Source organism: Parahaliea mediterranea, from assembly GCF_003402235.1.
Taxonomy (GTDB): Bacteria; Pseudomonadota; Gammaproteobacteria; order Pseudomonadales; family Halieaceae; genus Parahaliea; species Parahaliea mediterranea.
Window position 1 is genome coordinate 122,210 of sequence record NZ_QEWO01000005.1, and the last position, 17,618, is coordinate 139,827.

Annotated in this window: 20 protein-coding genes; 13 read left to right on the top strand and 7 right to left on the bottom strand. The window is 67.1% G+C overall.

The features are described from left to right. Window positions 1-34: 34 nt before the first annotated feature. A complete protein-coding gene (locus tag DDZ17_RS15430; RefSeq protein ID WP_116367866.1) occupies window positions 35-397 on the top strand; it encodes a hypothetical protein in 363 nt (120 codons plus the stop codon). Between the two features lie 15 nt (window positions 398-412). On the opposite strand, the gene coaD is transcribed toward DDZ17_RS15430, so the two are convergent. Together coaD and rsmD are read right to left on the bottom strand one after the other, a co-directional pair. Beyond that, entirely contained in the window at window positions 413-901 is a 489-nt protein-coding gene (gene coaD / locus DDZ17_RS15435) for a pantetheine-phosphate adenylyltransferase (protein WP_116367867.1), read from the bottom strand. Between the two features lie 220 nt (window positions 902-1,121). Beyond that, on the bottom strand, window positions 1,122-1,712 hold the full coding sequence (gene rsmD, locus DDZ17_RS15440) for a 16S rRNA (guanine(966)-N(2))-methyltransferase RsmD (protein ID WP_116367868.1): 591 nt from the start codon (window positions 1,710-1,712) through the stop codon (window positions 1,122-1,124). 81 nt (window positions 1,713-1,793) lie between these two features. Here rsmD and ftsY point away from each other — a divergent pair, with 81 nt between their 5' ends. The 7 genes from ftsY to DDZ17_RS15475 all read left to right on the top strand — a co-directional run bounded on the left by ftsY (window position 1,794) and on the right by DDZ17_RS15475 (window position 7,119). Then, window positions 1,794-3,044, top strand: a complete 1,251-nt coding sequence (ftsY, locus tag DDZ17_RS15445) for a signal recognition particle-docking protein FtsY (protein WP_116367869.1) — start codon at window positions 1,794-1,796, stop codon at window positions 3,042-3,044. Then, window positions 3,041-3,703 carry a cell division ATP-binding protein FtsE gene (gene ftsE, locus DDZ17_RS15450; protein WP_116367870.1) on the top strand — a complete coding sequence of 221 codons (663 nt, stop codon included), beginning with the start codon at window positions 3,041-3,043 and terminating at the stop codon, window positions 3,701-3,703. Before ftsY ends, ftsE begins: the two co-directional genes overlap by 4 nt. Continuing rightward, window positions 3,703-4,671, top strand: a complete 969-nt coding sequence (ftsX, locus tag DDZ17_RS15455; protein WP_116367871.1) for a permease-like cell division protein FtsX — start codon at window positions 3,703-3,705, stop codon at window positions 4,669-4,671. The genes ftsE and ftsX overlap by 1 nt, the downstream gene beginning before the upstream one ends. A 134-nt stretch (window positions 4,672-4,805) precedes the next feature. After that, window positions 4,806-5,660, top strand: coding sequence for an RNA polymerase sigma factor RpoH (gene rpoH, locus DDZ17_RS15460; protein ID WP_116367872.1), 855 nt, complete (start codon window positions 4,806-4,808; stop codon window positions 5,658-5,660). A gap of 74 nt (window positions 5,661-5,734) precedes the next feature. Next, a complete protein-coding gene (locus DDZ17_RS15465; protein WP_116367873.1) occupies window positions 5,735-6,112 on the top strand; it encodes a DUF423 domain-containing protein in 378 nt (125 codons plus the stop codon). Beyond that, complete coding sequence (trmB, locus tag DDZ17_RS15470; protein WP_116367874.1) at window positions 6,109-6,810, top strand: tRNA (guanosine(46)-N7)-methyltransferase TrmB; 702 nt, start codon at window positions 6,109-6,111, stop codon at window positions 6,808-6,810. Before DDZ17_RS15465 ends, trmB begins: the two co-directional genes overlap by 4 nt. 57 nt (window positions 6,811-6,867) lie before the next feature. Next, the gene (locus DDZ17_RS15475; protein ID WP_116367875.1) at window positions 6,868-7,119 is read left to right on the top strand and encodes a GlsB/YeaQ/YmgE family stress response membrane protein; all 252 of its coding nucleotides are present in this window, start codon (window positions 6,868-6,870) and stop codon (window positions 7,117-7,119) included. Between the two features lie 28 nt (window positions 7,120-7,147). On the opposite strand, the gene rfbC is transcribed toward DDZ17_RS15475, so the two are convergent. Next, complete coding sequence (gene rfbC, locus DDZ17_RS15480; RefSeq protein WP_116367876.1) at window positions 7,148-7,696, bottom strand: dTDP-4-dehydrorhamnose 3,5-epimerase; 549 nt, start codon at window positions 7,694-7,696, stop codon at window positions 7,148-7,150. Beyond that, window positions 7,686-8,591 carry a glucose-1-phosphate thymidylyltransferase RfbA gene (rfbA, locus tag DDZ17_RS15485; RefSeq protein WP_116367877.1) on the bottom strand — a complete coding sequence of 302 codons (906 nt, stop codon included), beginning with the start codon at window positions 8,589-8,591 and terminating at the stop codon, window positions 7,686-7,688. The genes rfbC and rfbA overlap by 11 nt, the downstream gene beginning before the upstream one ends. 285 nt (window positions 8,592-8,876) lie before the next feature. On the opposite strand from rfbA, the gene DDZ17_RS15490 reads away from it, so the two are divergent. The 3 genes from DDZ17_RS15490 to DDZ17_RS15500 are packed head-to-tail and all read left to right on the top strand — an operon-like array spanning window position 8,877 to window position 11,909. After that, entirely contained in the window at window positions 8,877-10,133 is a 1,257-nt protein-coding gene (locus DDZ17_RS15490) for a glycosyltransferase family 4 protein (RefSeq protein WP_241505911.1), read from the top strand. After that, entirely contained in the window at window positions 10,120-10,836 is a 717-nt protein-coding gene (locus DDZ17_RS15495) for a class I SAM-dependent methyltransferase (protein WP_116367879.1), read from the top strand. The genes DDZ17_RS15490 and DDZ17_RS15495 overlap by 14 nt, the downstream gene beginning before the upstream one ends. Continuing rightward, the gene (locus tag DDZ17_RS15500; RefSeq protein ID WP_116367880.1) at window positions 10,833-11,909 is read left to right on the top strand and encodes a prenyltransferase/squalene oxidase repeat-containing protein; all 1,077 of its coding nucleotides are present in this window, start codon (window positions 10,833-10,835) and stop codon (window positions 11,907-11,909) included. The genes DDZ17_RS15495 and DDZ17_RS15500 overlap by 4 nt, the downstream gene beginning before the upstream one ends. 15 nt (window positions 11,910-11,924) lie before the next feature. Here the strand turns inward: DDZ17_RS15500 and DDZ17_RS15505 are convergent, their stop codons facing one another. Then, on the bottom strand, window positions 11,925-12,539 hold the full coding sequence (locus DDZ17_RS15505; protein WP_116367881.1) for a class I SAM-dependent methyltransferase: 615 nt from the start codon (window positions 12,537-12,539) through the stop codon (window positions 11,925-11,927). A 154-nt stretch (window positions 12,540-12,693) separates the two neighbouring features. On the opposite strand from DDZ17_RS15505, the gene hldE reads away from it, so the two are divergent. Beyond that, window positions 12,694-14,139, top strand: coding sequence for a bifunctional D-glycero-beta-D-manno-heptose-7-phosphate kinase/D-glycero-beta-D-manno-heptose 1-phosphate adenylyltransferase HldE (gene hldE, locus DDZ17_RS15510; RefSeq protein ID WP_116367882.1), 1,446 nt, complete (start codon window positions 12,694-12,696; stop codon window positions 14,137-14,139). A gap of 27 nt (window positions 14,140-14,166) precedes the next feature. On the opposite strand, the gene DDZ17_RS15515 is transcribed toward hldE, so the two are convergent. Then, entirely contained in the window at window positions 14,167-14,961 is a 795-nt protein-coding gene (locus tag DDZ17_RS15515; protein WP_116367883.1) for an aldo/keto reductase, read from the bottom strand. Then, a complete protein-coding gene (locus DDZ17_RS15520; RefSeq protein WP_116367884.1) occupies window positions 14,958-16,154 on the bottom strand; it encodes an FAD-dependent oxidoreductase in 1,197 nt (398 codons plus the stop codon). Before DDZ17_RS15520 ends, DDZ17_RS15515 begins: the two co-directional genes overlap by 4 nt. A 158-nt stretch (window positions 16,155-16,312) precedes the next feature. On the opposite strand from DDZ17_RS15520, the gene waaA reads away from it, so the two are divergent. Next, window positions 16,313-17,611: a lipid IV(A) 3-deoxy-D-manno-octulosonic acid transferase gene (gene waaA / locus DDZ17_RS15525; protein ID WP_241505912.1), complete on the top strand. Its 1,299-nt coding sequence runs from the start codon at window positions 16,313-16,315 to the stop codon at window positions 17,609-17,611. Window positions 17,612-17,618 lie beyond the last annotated feature (7 nt).

Here is a 17,618-nt window from a genome sequence, read left to right on the forward strand (position 1 = left end):
CTGGGGAAACGGTCATGTGTTCGGGGAGTGGAGAATGAGAATAACAGCGATGACGCGCCGCCTGCCGGCGGCGGTACTGGTAAGTAGCCTGATAATGCCGCAGATGCTGTGGGCGCAGGCGGCGGTGGACGACAGTCCCAGCGCCGGTGCCATGGTTGGCGACCTGCTGGTGGCCCGGCCCATGGGGCTGGTGGCCACGGTGGGTGGCACAGCCGCCTTTCTGGTCAGCCTGCCTTTTACCCTGCTGGCCGGCCATGCCAGCGAAGCGGCGGAAACCCTCATGGTAGGCCCTGCCCGCACCACCTTCATGCGCTGCCTTGGCTGCATTGAAACGGGCTACACCAACAAGGATGTAGAGCGTTACCGGGCCATGCAGGAAGAAGACGCCGCCGAGTAAGGCCGCCCACCTCGCTTAGTTCTGCTGGAAGCGCTCCTTCAGTGCCGCTGCAACCACCGGCGGCACAAAGGGCGTGATGTCCCCGCCCAGTGAGGCAATCTCCCGCACCAGCGAGGAAGAGATGTAGCTGAGGTGCTCCGAGGGCGTGAGGAAAATGCTCTCAAACTCCGGGTTCATGGCCCGGTTCATGTTGGCCAGCTGAAACTCGTATTCAAAGTCCGCCACCGCGCGCAGGCCGCGCAGCACGCAGCGGGCGTTCTGCTGCAGCACAAAGTCAATCAGCAGGATGTTAAAACCCACCACCTCGACATTGTCCAGGTGTGCCAGGCACTCCCGGGCCAGTTGCACCCGCTCATCCAGCGTAAACAGCGGCTTTTTCTTCTCGCTGTGGGCGATGGAGACCACCACCCGGTTGAACAGGCGCGAGGCGCGCTCCACCAGATCCACATGGCCGTTGGTGATGGGGTCGAAGGTGCCTGGGTAGACGACGGCGTGTTCTTTCATGGTTGCGGGCCCGTTAGCGCAGGAAAGCGGATGGTAAACACTCACCCGCGCTGCTGCAATTGAGGTCGTGCGTTGGGGTCGTGCGTTGTCGAGGCGGCACGTCGTTGGGACTGCGATAGCGTCGGGGCGCTGGCAGCGAGGACGGCTGCCGGGGTGTGAAAGCGGTGGGTTACCTGAGGGATTGCAACCAATGTACTAAGGGAGCGATAAAAAAGAGCGATCAGGGTGTGTGATACAGCAGGTAACGGACATTGCCCGCGGTTTTTTCCCGGTGCAGGGTCCAGCCCGGCGCGACCGTGGGCAGGGCCTCCTGCCGGGCGCATTCCAGATACACCTGCGCCTGTGCGGCCAGGTGGCCATCGGCGAGCTGGGTCAGCACCGGCGCCGCCAGTTCGCGGCCAAAGGGCGGGTCGATAAAGACAATGTCCCAGCGCGACGGGCTGGCTGCCAGGAAGTCCGTCGCCGCCCGGTTGTGGCAGTGGCCACGGTCGCTGGCCCCGAGGGTGTCGAGGTGGCTGCTGATATGGCGCAGATTGGCGCCGTTGGTATCCACAAAATCGCAGTGGGTCGCGCCGCGGGACAGGGCTTCCAGCCCCAGCGCGCCGCTGCCGCTGAACAGATCCAGGCAGCGTGCATCGTGAATCATCGGCGCCAGCCAGTTGAACAGGGTTTCGCGTACCCGGTCGGTGGTGGGGCGCAGGCCGTCGGCGGGCAAAAAGCTGAGCTTGCGCCCGCGCCAGAGGCCGCCAATGATGCGTAGCTGTGAGGCGCCGGCGGGCGCGGCGCGGCGGGGCTTTCGGGGCGGCGACATTTCTCGCTCTTTCGCAGAGGTGGTAGGATACGCGTTTGCGCAGGGGTTCCGTCTGCGCACTCTACACCAGCACAGCAGATTATGAAGTTTTTCAGACGCAAGAAAGCGGCCGACAAGCCGGCGGCTCCGCCCGCCTCCGCGCCGGAGACCGCCCCGTCAACCTCTCCCGAGGAGGGCGATGGCACCCACGTTGTCCAGAGCGCCGTGCCGGCCCCCGCGGCGCAGGAGGTGCAGGATAGCCACGCCGCGCCGCGGCCGGAGGCAGAGCTAAAGCCAGAGGCAGAGCAAACGCCAGAGCCTGCACCCGCAGAACCGGCAGCGCCAGCGCCGGTGGCAGATCAGCCACCGCAGGCCACTCCTGTAGCGTCCGATAAGCCGGCCGTTGACGACAAGCCCGCAAAAGACGGCTTCTTCCGCCGCCTGCGACGGGGCCTTGGCCGCACCAGCGACAATCTGGTGCAGGGGCTTGGCACGCTGTTCCTCGGCCGCAAGGAAATCGACGACGAGCTGCTGGAAGAGCTGGAGTCGCGCCTGCTGATGGCCGATGTCGGGGTGGAGGCCACCGTCGATATCATTGGCCGCCTCACCCAGCGCGTATCGCGCAAGGAGCTGACCCAGCCGGCTGCCCTTGAGCAGGCCCTGAAGGAGGAGCTGCAGGCCTTGCTGGAACCCTGCGAAGTGCCATTGGTGCCGGCTGGCCACAAGCCCTACGTGATCCTCATGGTTGGCGTGAACGGCGTCGGCAAAACCACCACCATCGGCAAGCTGGCGCGGCGCTACCAGGCCGAGGGCAGGTCGGTGATGCTGGCGGCCGGCGATACCTTTCGTGCCGCCGCGGTGGAGCAGTTGCAGGTGTGGGGCGAGCGCAACAATGTGCCGGTGATTGCCCAGCACACCGGGGCCGATAGCGCCTCTGTGCTTTACGATGCCCTGCAGGCCGCCCAGGCCAGGGGCACCGATGTGCTGATTGCCGACACCGCCGGCCGCCTGCACAACAAAGATCACCTGATGGAAGAGCTGCGCAAGGTGGTACGGGTGATGGGCAAGCTGGACGCCGAGGCGCCCCACGAGGTGATGCTGGTGCTGGATGCCGGCACCGGCCAGAACGCCCTGTCCCAGGCCAGCCAGTTCCAGCAGGTAGTGGGGGTGACCGGCATTACCCTCACCAAGCTCGATGGTACCGCCAAGGGCGGGGTGATCTTTGCCATTGCGCGCAAGCTGGGCCTGCCGATCCGCTTTATCGGTGTCGGCGAGGCAGTGGAAGACCTGCGGCCCTTCGAGGCGGAACCCTTCATCCGCGCCCTGTTCGAGCGGGATGACGACAACGAATGATTCAGTTCGAGCGGGTCAGCAAGCGCTACGCGGAGGGTCACGACGCCCTGCGCGAAATCAGCCTTGAAATCGCACCCGACGATCTGGTTTTTCTCACCGGGCATTCGGGCGCGGGCAAGTCCACCCTGCTGCGCCTGATCATGCTGATGGACCGCCCCAGCCGGGGCAAGGTGCGGGTCGACGGGCGCGACCTCGCCACCATCGGCTCCCGCGGCATTCCCGCCCACCGGCGCAACATCGGGGTCGTGTTCCAGAATCACCAGTTGCTGTTTGACCGCACCGTGTTCGACAACGTGGCCCTGCCGCTGGTGATTGCCGGCTACGACCACCGCGAAATCGGCCGCCGGGTGCGGGCGGCCCTGGACAAAGTGGGGCTGCTGGCGCGGGAGCGGGCAATGCCGGTGACCCTGTCCGGCGGCGAGCAGCAGCGGGTGGGCATTGCCCGGGCAGTGGTGGGGCGGCCGCGTATCCTGCTGGCCGATGAGCCCACCGGCAACCTGGACCCGGCCCTGTCGGCGGAGATCATGGCCCTGTTCGAGGCCTTCAACCAGGTGGGCGTGACCGTGCTGATCGCCAGTCACGACCTGGCGCTGATATCCCGCCTGCAGCACCGCATTATCACCCTGCGCGACGGGCAACTGGTGGGAGGGGCCGCCTGATGGCCACCAACCCGGCCCAGCGCCGCGAGGGCGCCAGTGCCAGCCGCGCCCGCCTTGGCGATCGCTACCGGGCCTGGCGCCACCACCACAGCCTGTCGGCGGCCGACAGCCTGCGGCGGGTGCTGGACAACCCCGTATCCAGCGTGCTGACCTGGCTGGTGATCGGCATCGCTATGGCCCTGCCCGCCGCCCTTGGCATTGCCCTGGACAACGCCCGCGCGGTCAGTGGCAGCTGGGACAGCCCGGCGCAGATCTCCCTGTTCCTTGAGGCCGAAGTTGACGAGCGGCAGGCCAGCGAGTTGCAGCGCGAGCTTGGCGAGCGGGGCGATATTGACGCGGCCCGCCTGGTGCCGCGGGATGCTGCCCTGGCCGAGTTTGCCGAGCTCTCCGGCTTTGCCGATGTGGTGGCGTCCCTGGAGCAAAACCCGCTGCCCCACCTGCTGCTGGTGGAGCCCGCCGCCGGGGTGGACCCGGCACAGCTGCGCGAGACCTTTGCCGCCCTGCCGGCGGTGGATCAGGCGGTGCTGGACATGGCCTGGGTGCAGCGCCTGAACAACATCATGGAGCTCAGCCGGCGCCTGGTGCTGGCGCTGGGCGGCGTGCTGGTGCTGGGGGTGGTGCTGATTCTCGGCAATACCATCCGCCTGGCCATTGAGAGCCGCCGGGACGAAATTGTCATCGTCAAACTGGTGGGTGGCAGTAACGCCTTTGTGCGCCGACCCTTCCTGTACACCGGCCTGTGGTACGGCGTGGGGGGCGGGTTTTTCTCCGCCCTGCTGGTGCTGGCGGCCCTGTTCTTCCTGGACGGGCCGGTCAGCCACCTGGCCAGCCTCTACCAGAGTGGCTTTGCGCTGCAGGGTATTGGCCTGATTGGCAGCCTGCAGCTGATTCTGCTGGGCGGGCTGCTGGGCCTGGCCGGTGCCTGGCTGGCTGTGTCGCGGCACTTGGGGGCCATTGAACCGCGCTGATGTGTCCCCATCTAAGTCACTGAAAATTAATAAATACTTCACAAAGTTCCGGGCCTTGCCCGGAACTTTGCTGTGATTAGCACTCTAATAGCATGAGTGCTAAACTTGGCACGCTTCACATGGAGAAACCTCAGATGAGCAATACCCTGAAGCCCGTCGACCAGATGGTGCCGGGCGCCAACCTTGCGGCCTATGTGCAGGCTGTGAGCGCGATCCCGCTGCTGAGCGCAGAGCGGGAGCGGGAATTGGCCGAGGATCTGTACTACAACGACAACGTCGAGGCCGCGCGCGAGCTGGTGATGTCGCACCTGCGCTTCGTGGTGCATATCGCCCGCAGCTACAACGGCTACGGCCTGTCCGAGGCCGACCTGATTCAGGAAGGCAACGTCGGCCTGATGAAGGCCGTCAAGCGCTTCAACCCGGAGAAGGGCGTGCGCCTGGTGTCCTTTGCGGTGCACTGGATCAAGGCCGAGATGCACGAATTCATCCTGCGCAACTGGCGCATTGTGAAAGTGGCCACCACCAAGGCCCAGCGCAAGCTGTTCTTCAACCTGCGCAGCGCCAAGAAGAGCCTGGCCTGGCTCACCGCCGAAGAAACCGAGGCGGTGGCTGCTGATCTCGGTGTGGATATCGCCGAAGTGCAGCGTATGGAAGGCCGCCTGAGCAGCCGCGATGTGGCCTTTGACTCGCCCATCGACAGCGATGACGACGATGCCTGGCAGGCGCCCCAGTACTATCTGGAAGACCAGCGCTACGACCCGGCGCTGGAAGTCGAGTCCAGCCAGTATCAACAGAACAGTGAGGCGGCCCTGCACAGCGCGCTGTCCGACCTGGATGAGCGCAGTCGCGACATCCTCGCCCAGCGCTGGCTGGCGGAGGAAAAGGCCACCCTGCACGAACTGGCTGACAAGTACGGTGTATCTGCCGAGCGCATTCGCCAGCTTGAACAGAACGCCATGAAGAAACTGCGGGTGGCCATCGCCGCCTGAGACGCTCGCAGCTTCATCGGCACCTTCCCGACCGGGGCGCGAATGCGCCCCGGTTTGCGTTAGAATCCCCACCCATGACGACTCTCTTTCTCCCCATCGGTGCGCTGGCAGCCATGCTCGGCGTTGTTTTTGGTGCCTTTGGTGCCCACGCCCTGCGCGGCCGGCTCGACGACTACGCCATGGGCGTTTTTGAAACCGCCGTGCAATACCACTTCTACCATGCCCTGGCGCTGGTGGCGGTGGGGCTGCTGGCCCTGCACCAGCCCCAGTCCACCCTGCTCAAGCCCGCTGGCTGGCTGTTTGTGATTGGCCTGGCGCTGTTCTCCGGCAGCCTCTATGTGCTGGCCCTCAGCGGCACCAAGTGGCTCGGGGCGGTCACGCCACTGGGTGGCCTGGCCTTTATCGCCGGCTGGGCCTGCCTGGCGGTGGCTGGTTGGCGGAGCCTGTCGTGAGCCAGGCGACAGAAAACAGCGAGCGCCGCCACCGTCCCATCCGCAGCTATGTGCTGCGCACCGGGCGCATGACCGACGGCCAGAAGCGGGCCTTTGAGGCTGGCTGGGCGCGCTGGGGCATCGACTACAGCCCGGCGCCGGTGGATCTGGATGCCCTGTTCGGCCGCGCCGGGCGGCGGGTGCTGGAGATTGGCTTTGGCATGGGCCGCTCCCTGGCCACCATGGCGGCGGCGGACCCGGCGGCCAACTTCATCGGGGTCGAGGTGCACACCCCCGGTGTTGGTCGGCTGTTGCACACCCTGGCCGACGAGGAGATCGACAACGTCCGGGTGTACTGCCATGACGCGGTGGAAGTACTGCAGCACTGCATCCCGGAAGGGGCGCTGGATACAGTACAGGTGTTCTTCCCCGACCCCTGGCACAAGAAGCGTCACCACAAGCGGCGCCTGATTCAGCCCGATTTTGTCGCCCTGCTGGTATCCCGCCTGAAGCCCGGCGGCGTACTGCACCTGGCCACCGACTGGGAAAACTACGCCGAGCAGATGATGGACGTGCTGTCGGCCAATGCGCAGCTGGAAAATACCGCCGGCGCGGGCGCTTTTGCCGCGCGCCCGGCCCACCGCCCCCTCACCAAGTTCGAGCAGCGCGGTGAGCGTTTGGGCCACGGGGTATGGGATTTACTGTTCCGGCGTGCCTGAGCGCCCAAGCTGCGCTAGGCTAGGGGCTGGTTGTACCAACGGCCTGCAGGAGGGCATATGGGCATACTGACGTGGATTGTGCTGGGACTGGTGGCGGGCATTCTCGCCAAGTGGATCATGCCGGGCCGGGACCCGGGCGGCCTGATTGTCACCACCCTGATCGGCATTGCCGGCGCCTTTGTCGGCGGTTACCTCGGCACCGTGACCGGCTTTGGCGGCAGCGTTAGCGACTTCAGCCTGGGCAGCGTGGTGACCGCGGTGATTGGCGCGCTGGTACTGCTGGCCCTGTATCGGCTGATCAAGAAGTAAGCGCCGGTGGTGTAAGGGCGCCGGCGACTCAGTCGAACAGGGGCAACTCGCCCCAGGCCAGGCCCTGCTCGTCCTTGCCGGACAGGCGCGGCGCCTCGCCAGCGGGCAGCGGCCAGTCGATGCCCACCGTCGGGTCGTTCCAGGCCAGTGAGACCTCGCTGGCGGGGTCGTAGTAATCGGTGCACTTGTACTGGAAGTCGGCCACCTCCGAGGTGACATAAAAGCCGTGGGCAAAGCCCGCCGGCACCCACAGCATGCGGTGGTTGGCGGCGGACAGCTCCACCCCGTACCACTGGCCAAAGGTGGGTGAGGACTGGCGCAGGTCCACCGCCACGTCAAACACCGAGCCCGCTACCACGCGCACCAGTTTGCCCTGGGTGTGGGCGGTCTGGTAGTGCAGGCCGCGCAGGATACCGCGGGCCGAGCGGCTGTGATTGTCCTGCACAAAATCCACTGCAATGCCGAGCTCGGCGAAGGTGCGCGCGTTCCAGCTCTCCAGGAAAAAACCGCGCTCGTCGCCAAAGACCCTGGGCTCCAGCAGCAGCACGTCTTTCAGGGTGGTTGTCTTAACGTTCATCGAACACCACTCCCTCTTCCCGCAGCAGGTGCTTCAGGTAGACGCCATAGCCGCTCTTCTCCAGCGGCGCGGCCAGCGCCAGCAATTGTTCCGCGCTGATGTATCCCATGCGGTAGGCCACCTCCTCGGGGCAGGCGATTTTCAGGCCCTGGCGCTCCTCCACCACGCGGATGTAATTGGCCGCATCCAGCAGGGAGTTGTGGGTGCCGGTGTCCAGCCAGGCGGTGCCGCGGCTCATCACCTCCACCTGCAGGTCGCCGCGCTGCAGGTAGGCGCGGTTGACGTCGGTGATCTCCAGCTCGCCCCGGTGGGAGGGACGGATATTCCTGGCGATCTCCACCACGTCGTTGTCGTAGAAGTACAGGCCGGTCACCGCGTAGTGCGACTTGGGCTTGGCCGGCTTTTCCTCGATATCCAGCGCGGTACCGTCCCGGTCGAAGCTGACCACGCCGTAGCGCTGGGGGTCGGTGACGTAGTAGGCAAAAACCGAGGCGCCGCTGTCGCGCTGTGCGGCGGCGCGCAGGCTCCTGGTGAAGCCGCCGCCGTAGAAGATGTTGTCCCCCAGCACCAGGGCGCAGGGCGAGCTGCCGATAAATTCCTCACCGAGAATAAACGCCTGGGCCAGCCCGTCCGGGCTCGGCTGTACGGTGTAGGTAATGTTGATGCCCCACTGTTCCCCGTTGCCGAGCAGGTCGGCGAAGGCGCGCTGGTCCCGGGGGGTGGTGATCACCAGAATGTCGCGGATGCCCGCCAGCATCAGGGTGGCCAGGGGGTAGTAGATCATCGGCTTGTCGTAGACCGGCATCAGTTGCTTGCTAACGGTGCTGGTCAGGGGGTGGAGGCGGGTGCCGGAACCGCCGGCGAGGATAATGCCCTTGTGGCGCGATGGGGTCATGGCTGAAGGTTCGCTGCAAAAAGTGGCCAATTATAGGGGGATTATCGGCAAACTACGAAAATAGCTGCCGCTGGCAATTTCACTGTACGATCGTAAAGGGGCTGGCAATTTGGGCCGCCCTTGATAGAATCCAAAGGCTTCGCGGGGCTTTCGGGCATGGTCTCGGCTCCACGCGGGCGCCGCTCGGCGCCCTGCGACCCACCCAGACGTGACGAGGACGCCCCCATCAGGCAGGTCGAACCCATTATTGTAGCGGACGCCGCCGGCGGTGGCCGTGAACCAGGCGTGGCGTCTGCCGCCCGCCAGCCCCTGCGCCCATTGCGTATTGCCCTGCTGGGTTATCGCTCCGCCCCGTTTGGCGGTGGCCAGGGGGTCTATCTCAAGTACCTGAGCAAGGCCCTGGTGGAGGCCGGTCACCGGGTGGATGTGATCTCCGGCCCGCCCTATCCCCACCTGGACCCCCGGGTGAAGCTGATCCAGCTGCCCAGCCTGGACTTGTTCGAGAACGGCCTGGGCTCACTGCGTCCGCGGCACCTGCGCTCGCTGGCCAACATCATCGAGTGGACCTCCAAGCTCACCGGCGGTTTTGCCGAGCCCTATACCTTCGGCCGCCGCGCGGTGCGCTACCTGCGCCAGCACCGCGCCGACTACGACCTGGTGCACGACAACCAGAGCCTCAGCTACGGCATGCTGACCCTGCAGGCCATGGGCATCCCGCTGGTTACCACCGTTCACCACCCCATCACCAGTGACCTGCGCATTGCCCTGGCCGCCGCCAAAACCGGCTGGGAGCGGCTGCTGATCCGGCGCTGGCACAGCTTCCTGCACATGCAGAAAAAGGTGGTGAAGCAGCTGCGCCATGTGGTGACCGTATCGGATTGCTCGCGGCAGGACATTGCCCGTGACTTCGGCCTGCAGCCGGCGGGCATCGACCTTGTCTACAACGGCATTGATACCGATGAATTCCGCCCCCTGCCGGGGGTCGCCCGGCGGCCCCAGCGCCTGATGGCCACCGCCTCGGCGGACGCCCCGCTGAAGGGCCTGCGCTTTCTTCTGCGCGCCTACGCCAGCCTGCTGCCCCGCTATCCCGCGCTGGAATTGCTGCTGGTGGGCAAGCCCCAGCCCGGCGGTAAAACCGAGCGCCTGCTGCATCACCTGGGCATTGCCGAGCGGGTGCAGTTTGTCAGTGGCATCACCACCGAGCAGATGGTGGCCTACTACGCCCAGGCCGCCGTTGCCGTGGTGCCCTCGGTCTACGAAGGCTTCGGGCTGCCGGCGGGGGAGGCCATGGCCTGCGGCGTGCCGGTGGTGTCCACCGACGGCGGCGCCCTGCCCGAGGTGGTGGGCGACGCCGGGGTGATTGTGCCGGCAAAAAATGTCGAGGCGCTGGCGGCGGGGATCGCCGGCCTGCTGGACGACCCGGAGCGCCGCGCCCGCCTTGGCGCCGCCGGCCGGGAGCGCATTCTGGATAAATTCTCCTGGGCGGTCTGCGCCCGGGAGATGAGCCGCTATTACCAACGGGTGCTCGATGCAAACGGTTGATTTCGCGCATTTTGAGCTGCGCCCCGGTGAGCGCGTGCTGGACCTCGGCTGCGGCGAGGGCCGCCATGTCATCTGCGCCTACCTCGAGGGGCAGGTGCAGGCCGTGGGGGTGGACCTCGCCCTTGATGACCTGCGCACCACCCGGGACAAGTTCGAGCCCTTCGCCCGGCCGGACGACCCGTCACGCAGCTTTGGCCTGAGCGCCGCCACCGCCCTGGCCCTGCCCTTTGCCGATAACACCTTCGACAAGGTGATCTGCTCGGAAGTGCTGGAGCACATCCCCGATTACCGCGCCGCGCTGGTTGAGATCAACCGGGTGCTCAAGCCCGGCGGGCTGTTTTGCGCCAGCGTGCCGCGGCGCTGGCCCGAGCAGATCTGCTGGGCCCTGTCGCGGGCCTACCACCAGGTGCCCGGCGGCCACCTGCGCATCTTCAACGCCGCCCGGCTGTCTGGCGAAATCGAGGCGCTGGGGTTTTCCCGCTATCAGCGCCACTGGGCCCACGCCCTGCACGCGCCCTTCTGGTGGCTGAAGTGCCTGTTCTGGAACACCCAGGACAGCAACTGGCTGATCCGCCAGTACCACCGCCTGTTGGTGTGGGATCTGATGGAGCGCCCGGCCTTTACCCGCACACTGGAGCGCCTGATCAACCCGCTGGTGGGCAAGAGCGTTGTCATGTATTACCGCAAGGAGGCCGTCGCGTGAGTGGTCTGTACCTGAGCCGGGGCCTGTTTCCCCACGATTTTTTGCGGCCCACGGTGCAGTTTCTGCTGCGCGAGCAGCTGCCGAGCGGCGAAATTCCCTGGTTCAGCGGCGGCTATGCCGACCCCTGGGACCATGTGGAAGCGGCCATGGGGCTGTCTATCGCCGGCGAGCTGGCGGCGGCCGAGCGGGCCTACCACTGGCTGCGCAGCCAGCAACTGGACGATGGCAGCTGGTGGGCCGCCTATCGCGACGGGACACCGGATAACACCGAACGGCGCGAGACCAACTTTGTGGCCTACGTTGCTACCGGCGTGTGGCACCACTACCTGATCAGTGGCAATGACACCTTCCTGGCCGGCATGTGGCCCTGCGTGGAACGGGCCATCGGGTTTGTGCTCGCCCTGCAGTCCGAGCACGGCGAAATCGACTGGGCGGTGGACAGCGACGGCAAGGCCAAGGGCGATGCCCTGGTCACCGGTTGCAGTTCCATCTACAAGAGCCTGGAGTGCGCCCATAACATTGCGGTCACCCTCAACCGGCACCGGCCCGAGTGGCTCTCAGCACGGGACGCCCTGGGCAGCGCCCTGCGGCACAAGCCCGAGCGCTTCGACCGCACCTGGGAGAGCAAGGCCCGCTATTCCATGGACTGGTTCTACCCGGTCCTGACCGGGGCCCTGCGCGGCAGCGAGGCCCGCGCCCGGCTCGCCGCGCGCTGGGACGAATTTGTGGAGCCCGGGCTCGGCTGCCGCTGTGTCAGCGAGGAGCCCTGGGTCACCGTGGCCGAGAGCTGTGAACTGGTGATGGCCCTGCTGGCGGCGGGGGATCACGCCCGGGCGGTGGAGGTGTACAGCTGGCTGCACCAGTGGCGGGAGCAGGACGGCGCCTACTGGACCGGCTACCAGATGGTGGAGGATCTGCTGTGGCCGGAGGAGCAGCCCACCTGGACCGCCGGCGCCATCCTGCTGGCGGCCGATGCGCTCACCGGGCATACCGCCGCGTCGCGTCTGTTTACCGACGTTGAGTTGCTGCCAGCCCCGGCCGAGGTGGCCGTTCGCCGCCGCAAGGTGGACTGAGGGCTCGCCCCGACCTTACAGCCGGCGCAGTATCCCCAGGGTATTGACCCGCTCCACCGCCTCGAACAGCCCCGATGCCAGCGCCAGGCGATAGATCGCCCAGGGCGCCTGGCCACCCTCGAAGGGGTCCGGGAACAGGTCGTGAATCGCCAGAATGCCACCCTGCAGCAGGTGGGCGCTCCAGCAGCGGTAATCCAGCAGCGCCGCATCCAGGCTGTGGCCGCCGTCGATAAATACCATGCCAAGCGAAATGCGCCAGTGCCGCGCGACCACCTCCGAGCTGCTGACCAGCGGCACTACCGTATCGTCCAGCCCCGCAGCGCGGATATTGCGGCGAAACTCACCGAAGGTATCCACCAGCCCCTCGCCGCGGTCAAAAACCTCCGGGTCGTGAAACATCTCCCCGGCCTGGTGTTCCTCGGAGCCGCGGTGGTGATCCAGGGCGAAAACGGTGCCCCCCTCGCGGCAGGCCAGCCCCAGGTAAATGGTGGATTTACCGCAGTAGCTGCCCACCTCCAGCACTGGCCCCAAGTCCCGCGCGGCCCGCGCGTGGCGATACAGCGCGGCGGCCTCATCCTCGGCCAGAAAACCCTTTATCTGCTCGATATTGGCGGGAAGGTCGGGGATCATGGCAGGTCTCGCAGCGGGCAAAGTCCGCCACGTTAGCGCCTTTGCCCGGGGCCGGCAAGCGGCCTGGGCGTCCGCCTGGGCACCGCTCGCCCCGTGCTATCATGCCCCGCAAACACAGCGCGCCCGATGCGCTCGCCAAGCAAGGATCATCACCATGAAACTGACCATGCCCCGCTTCGACCAGGCTCGCGTACTGGTGCTGGGGGACATCATGCTCGATCGCTACTGGGCCGGCCCCACCTCGCGCATTTCGCCGGAGGCCCCGGTGCCGGTGGTGCGGGTGGAGCAGATCACCGACCGCCCCGGCGGCGCCGGCAACGTGGCCCTGAACATTGCCGCCCTTGGCACCGGGGCCACCCTCGGCGGCTATACCGGCTGCGACGAAATGGCCGATGCCCTGCAGGCCATGCTGGAGGGCGCCGGAGTCAAGTGTGACTTCGAGCGCCTGGCGGACATGCCCACCATTACCAAGCTGCGGGTGATCAGCCGCCAGCAGCAGTTGATTCGCCTGGACTTTGAAGAGAGTGAATTCTGCGCCCCGGGCCACAGCCTGGAGCAGCACTGGGCCGGCCTGCTGCAGGGCTGCGGCGCCCTGGTGCTGTCGGACTACGCCAAGGGCGCGCTGGTGGATCCGCAGCCCCTGATCCGTGCCGCCAGGGCGGCGGGCGTGCCGGTACTGGTGGACCCCAAGGGTACCGATTTCAGCCGCTATCGCGGCGCTACCCTGCTCACCCCCAACCTGCACGAATTTGAGGCGGTCGCCGGGCGCTGCCGCAGCGAGCAGGACCTGGTGGCGGCGGGCAAGCACCTGATGTTCGAGCTGGATTTGCAGGCCCTGCTGATCACCCGCGGCGAACACGGCATGACCCTGCTGCGCCCCGACACCGAGGAATTGCACCTGCCGGCCCGGGCCCGTGAGGTATTCGATGTAACCGGTGCCGGCGATACGGTGATTGCCGTGCTGGCGGCCTCGCTAGCCGGCGGCGCCGCCATGCCGGACGCGGTGGCCCTGGCCAACATTGCCGCCAGCATTGTGGTGGGCAAGCTCGGCACCGCGGCGGTGAGCGCCCCGGAACTGCGCCGTGCGGTGCAGGCGGAAACCGGTGCCGAGCGCGGCGCTCTCAGCCTGGACCAGCTGGCGATTGCGGTATCCGATGCCCGCGCCCAGGGCGAGAAGGTGGTGTTCACTAATGGCTGCTTCGACATCATCCATGCCGGCCACGTGAGTTACCTGGAGCAGGCGCGCAAGCTGGGCGACCGCCTGGTGGTGGGGGTCAACAGCGACGCCTCGGTGCGCCGCCTCAAGGGCAGCGGACGCCCCATCAACCCCCAGGACCGGCGCATGGCGGTGCTGGCCGGGTTGGAGGCGGTGGACTGGGTGGTCTGCTTTGACGATGACACGCCGGTGTCACTGCTGCAGGCCCTCAAGCCGGATGTGCTGGTCAAGGGCGGCGACTACGACAAGGCCGGTGTGGTCGGCTGGGAAATTGTCGAAGGCTATGGCGGCGAGGTGCAGGTGCTGGGCTTTGTGGACAACGTATCCACCACCGCGATTGTCGAGCGCATCCAGCAGAACCAGGGTCAGGGCGAGGCCGGCTAGATCGGCTGGCGCTCCGGCTGCCGGTTGCTACAGGCTGTGCGTGACAGCGGCGCGCGCCGCGGCCACATTGGCCGCCAGATGGGCCGGAGTGATGGTGCCGACAATGGCCGCGCTGCTGCCCGGGTGGCTGAAGATCAACTCCATGCTGGCGCGCACCGGGTCCTCCACTTTGTCGCTCAGGTGGCCACTGGCAAGGGCCTTTTTGATCAGCGCACCCTTGCCCAGACGGGCACACTCGGCCAGCACCGCCGCTTCCTCCCGGTAGCCCAGGTTGTAGGTGAGCATCACGCAATCGCTCTGGCGCGCGGCGGCCATGCCGCCGGCCACGGTCTTGGTGGATAGGCCAAAGGCGCGGATCAGCCCCTGCTGCTTCAATTCCGCCAGCGCCTGCAGGGTGCCGTAATCCTCGATAATGGCCAGGTCGTTGCCGTCGGAATGCACCAGCACCAGGTCGATCACCTCGCAGCGCAGGCGTGTCAGGCTGCGCTGCACCGAGAAGCGCACATGCTCCGGGCTGAAGTCAAAATGTGACTGGCCGTTGTCAAACTCCTCCCCCACCTTGGAGCAGATCAGCCAGTCCTTGCGCTGGCCCTGCAACAGCGGCCCCAGGCGCTCTTCGCTGCGCCCGTAGGCCGGCGCGGTGTCGATCAGGTTGATGCCGAGGTCGCGGGCCTGGTCGAGCAGGGCGCGGGCGGCACGGTCATCGGGAATCACAAAGCCCTCGGGGTATTTCACGCCCTGGTCGCGGCCGAGCTTCACGGTGCCAAGGCCCAGCGCGCTCACCGTAAGGCCGGTGCTGCCCAGCGGGCGCAACCAACTCACCGGAATGCCTCGTCCCAGCAGGGGGTGGCAATGGGGGGGCGGCCAAGGGCAGCCAGCTGCGACAGGTCGGTGGCGGGCCCGCGGGCCACGCCCTGCGCCTGCAGGTGGGCCTCTACCGCCGCCGCCAGGTCCGGGCTGAGGGTGAGTTTGGTGGGCCAGCCCACCAGCGCGTTGTGCACGCCCTCCACCGGCCCCAGGTAGGCGGCGTCGGGTTTGAGCAGCTTGGACTGGCGCGGCTCGGCGCGGTCCAGGCGGATGGTGGCCCACTCGCTCTGCCCCAGGTCGAGCCAGGGCATCAGTTCGCGCAATTCATTCTGGGCCTTGTCGATCAGCTCACTGGGCTCGGCGTCGGTATTCTCGGTGGCCAGGTCGCCACCGAGGTACCACACCGGTTCATCGCCGGCGGTGCGGTGGCTGGAAATGGTCAGGCGCGGCGACGGGTTGCTGCCGCTGCAGTGGGCGTAGAAGGGCGCGCGGTACTGGTGCTTCACCAGCACCTGCTGCAGCGGCCGGCGCTGCATGGCCGGGGCGCTGGCGCCCAGGCGGCGCATGAGTTCTTCATTGCCGGCGCCGGCGCTCAGCAGCACCTGGCGCGGCTGCAAGGTGCAGTGCGGCCAGCGCAGCTCGGCCTTGCCTTCTTCGCAGGCCAGCTGGCAGGTATCCCAGTCGATGCGAAAGATACTGTCGCGATAGCGTTCGGACAGGGTGTGCAACAGCGACGGTACATCCAACACCAGGTCCACCAGCCGGTACACCTGGCCCTGGAAGGCGCTGGATTGCAGCGGCGCCGGGTAGTCGCGGCGGGCGAGCTTTTCCACCCGCCCGCGCAGCAACTTGCTGGCAAAAAACGAGCTGACTCGCGAGCCCAGGCCGCCGCTGGACCAGAGGTAAAAGTCCTCGCTGAGCACGCGGCAGCCGCGCAGGTCCACCGGGCCGTCGCCGCGCAGGCAACTGCGCCACAGGTCCGGCATGCGGGCGATGGCCTCGGAGCCGGCATTCAGGGCGCCCCCCAGGGCGTACTTGATGCCGCCGTGGATCATGCCCTGGGAGGCGATGGTCTGCCTGGACCCCAGCGCTTGCTGCTCGAACAAAACAGCGTTGTAGCCGCGCTGGCGCAAGTGATTGAGGGTCCACAGCCCGGCGATACCGCCGCCGATAATGGCTACGTCGACCTGCAGCGTTGTGGCGCTCATAAAACCTTCCGCGTGAGTGAGGCGCCAGTATACCTGTTGTGCGCCGGGCTGTGCTGAGGGCGGGCTGTTGTGAGGGGTGGGCTGCTGTGAGAGGGCGGGCTGCGCCGGCGCGGCGTGCCCCGTTGTGGCGGGTGTGACCGGCGGCAGGTATCCTGCCCGTGGCCAAGACCCCCGGAGCCTTCATGCGCCTGCTCTACAGTTTGCTGTTTTACTGCCTGATGCCCTTTGTGCTGCTGCGCATGTTGTGGCGCTCGCGCCTGGCGAGCGCCTACCGGCGGCGCTGGGGCGAGCGGCTGGGCTTTTTCCGCGCGCCGGCGGATGGCCGGCCGGTGATCTGGGTACACGCGGTGTCGGTGGGCGAAACCCTGGCCGCCGCGCCGGTGATCGAGGCATTGCTGCAGCGCTACCCGGGCTACCGCGTAGTGGTAACCACCACCACCCCGACCGGGTCCGAGCGGGTGCAGGCCCTGTTCGGTGAGCGCGTGTTTCACGTTTACGCCCCCTGGGACCTGCCCGGCGCTGTGGGGCGCTTTGTGCGCCGCCTGCAACCGCGGCTGCTGCTGATCATGGAGACCGAGCTGTGGCCCAACATGCTGCATTACGCTGCGGCCAGTGGCTGTCGTGTGGTGTTGGCCAACGCCCGGCTGTCGGCGCGCTCGGCGCGGGGTTACGCCCGCCTGGGCGGTCTGACCCGGCAGATGCTGGGCCACCTGGACGGCGTGGCCTGCCAGGCGCGGGAGGACGGCGAGCGCTTTGTTGAGCTTGGCCTGGCGCAACAGCGCCTGCACCTGACCGGCAGCATCAAGTTCGACCTGGCACTGGATGCTGAACTGCGCCAGCAGGCCAGCGCCCTTTGTGAGGTGCTGGGCAGCGCGCAGCGCCCGGTGCTGGTGGCGGCCAGCACCCACCCGGGGGAGGACGAACAGATTCTCGATGCCTTCGCGGCGGTGCGCGCGCACTACCCGGAGGCCTTGCTGGTGCTGGTGCCGCGCCACCCGGAGCGCTTCGACAGCGTGGCCGGGCTGTGCCGCGGGCGCGGCTGGCAGGTGCTGCGGCGCTCCGCCGCCCAGGCGCCGGCCGCGGGCGATGACATCCTGCTGGGTGACACCATGGGCGAGCTACTGCTGCTGCTGAGCGCCGCGCGGGTGGCAATCATCGGCGGCAGCCTGGTGGAGCACGGCGGCCACAACGTGCTGGAGGCCGCCGCCTGGGGCGTGCCGGTGGTCACCGGGCCGTGGATGTTCAACTTTGAAGAGATCAGCCGCCTGCTGGTGGCGGCGGGGGCCATGATCCGCCTTGAGCAGCCAGCGCAGCTGCCTGCTGTGCTGCTGCAGCTGCTGGCCGATGACGCCCGCCGCCAGCGCATGGGCGCGGCGGGGCTTGAGGTGGTGGCAAACAATGGCGGCGCCCGGGAGCGCCTGCTGCAGCTGGTGGCGCAGCAGTTGCCGCCGCCCTGAGGCAGCG

Excerpts from the sequence above, each read along its gene's own strand:
- rfbC (WP_116367876.1), bottom strand. The coding sequence starts at position 7,696 with ATGAACGTTAAGACAACCACCCTGAAAGACGTGCTGCTGCTGGAGCCC.
- coaD (WP_116367867.1), bottom strand. The coding sequence starts at position 901 with ATGAAAGAACACGCCGTCGTCTACCCAGGCACCTTCGACCCCATCACC.
- rpoH (WP_116367872.1), top strand. The coding sequence starts at position 4,806 with ATGAGCAATACCCTGAAGCCCGTCGACCAGATGGTGCCGGGCGCCAAC.
- DDZ17_RS15430 (WP_116367866.1), top strand. The coding sequence starts at position 35 with ATGAGAATAACAGCGATGACGCGCCGCCTGCCGGCGGCGGTACTGGTA.
- DDZ17_RS15495 (WP_116367879.1), top strand. The coding sequence starts at position 10,120 with ATGCAAACGGTTGATTTCGCGCATTTTGAGCTGCGCCCCGGTGAGCGC.
- rfbA (WP_116367877.1), bottom strand. The coding sequence starts at position 8,591 with ATGACCCCATCGCGCCACAAGGGCATTATCCTCGCCGGCGGTTCCGGC.
- DDZ17_RS15505 (WP_116367881.1), bottom strand. The coding sequence starts at position 12,539 with ATGATCCCCGACCTTCCCGCCAATATCGAGCAGATAAAGGGTTTTCTG.
- ftsE (WP_116367870.1), top strand. The coding sequence starts at position 3,041 with ATGATTCAGTTCGAGCGGGTCAGCAAGCGCTACGCGGAGGGTCACGAC.
- DDZ17_RS15520 (WP_116367884.1), bottom strand. The coding sequence starts at position 16,154 with ATGAGCGCCACAACGCTGCAGGTCGACGTAGCCATTATCGGCGGCGGT.
- ftsY (WP_116367869.1), top strand. The coding sequence starts at position 1,794 with ATGAAGTTTTTCAGACGCAAGAAAGCGGCCGACAAGCCGGCGGCTCCG.
- DDZ17_RS15465 (WP_116367873.1), top strand. The coding sequence starts at position 5,735 with ATGACGACTCTCTTTCTCCCCATCGGTGCGCTGGCAGCCATGCTCGGC.
- ftsX (WP_116367871.1), top strand. The coding sequence starts at position 3,703 with ATGGCCACCAACCCGGCCCAGCGCCGCGAGGGCGCCAGTGCCAGCCGC.
- rsmD (WP_116367868.1), bottom strand. The coding sequence starts at position 1,712 with ATGTCGCCGCCCCGAAAGCCCCGCCGCGCCGCGCCCGCCGGCGCCTCA.
- hldE (WP_116367882.1), top strand. The coding sequence starts at position 12,694 with ATGAAACTGACCATGCCCCGCTTCGACCAGGCTCGCGTACTGGTGCTG.
- DDZ17_RS15475 (WP_116367875.1), top strand. The coding sequence starts at position 6,868 with ATGGGCATACTGACGTGGATTGTGCTGGGACTGGTGGCGGGCATTCTC.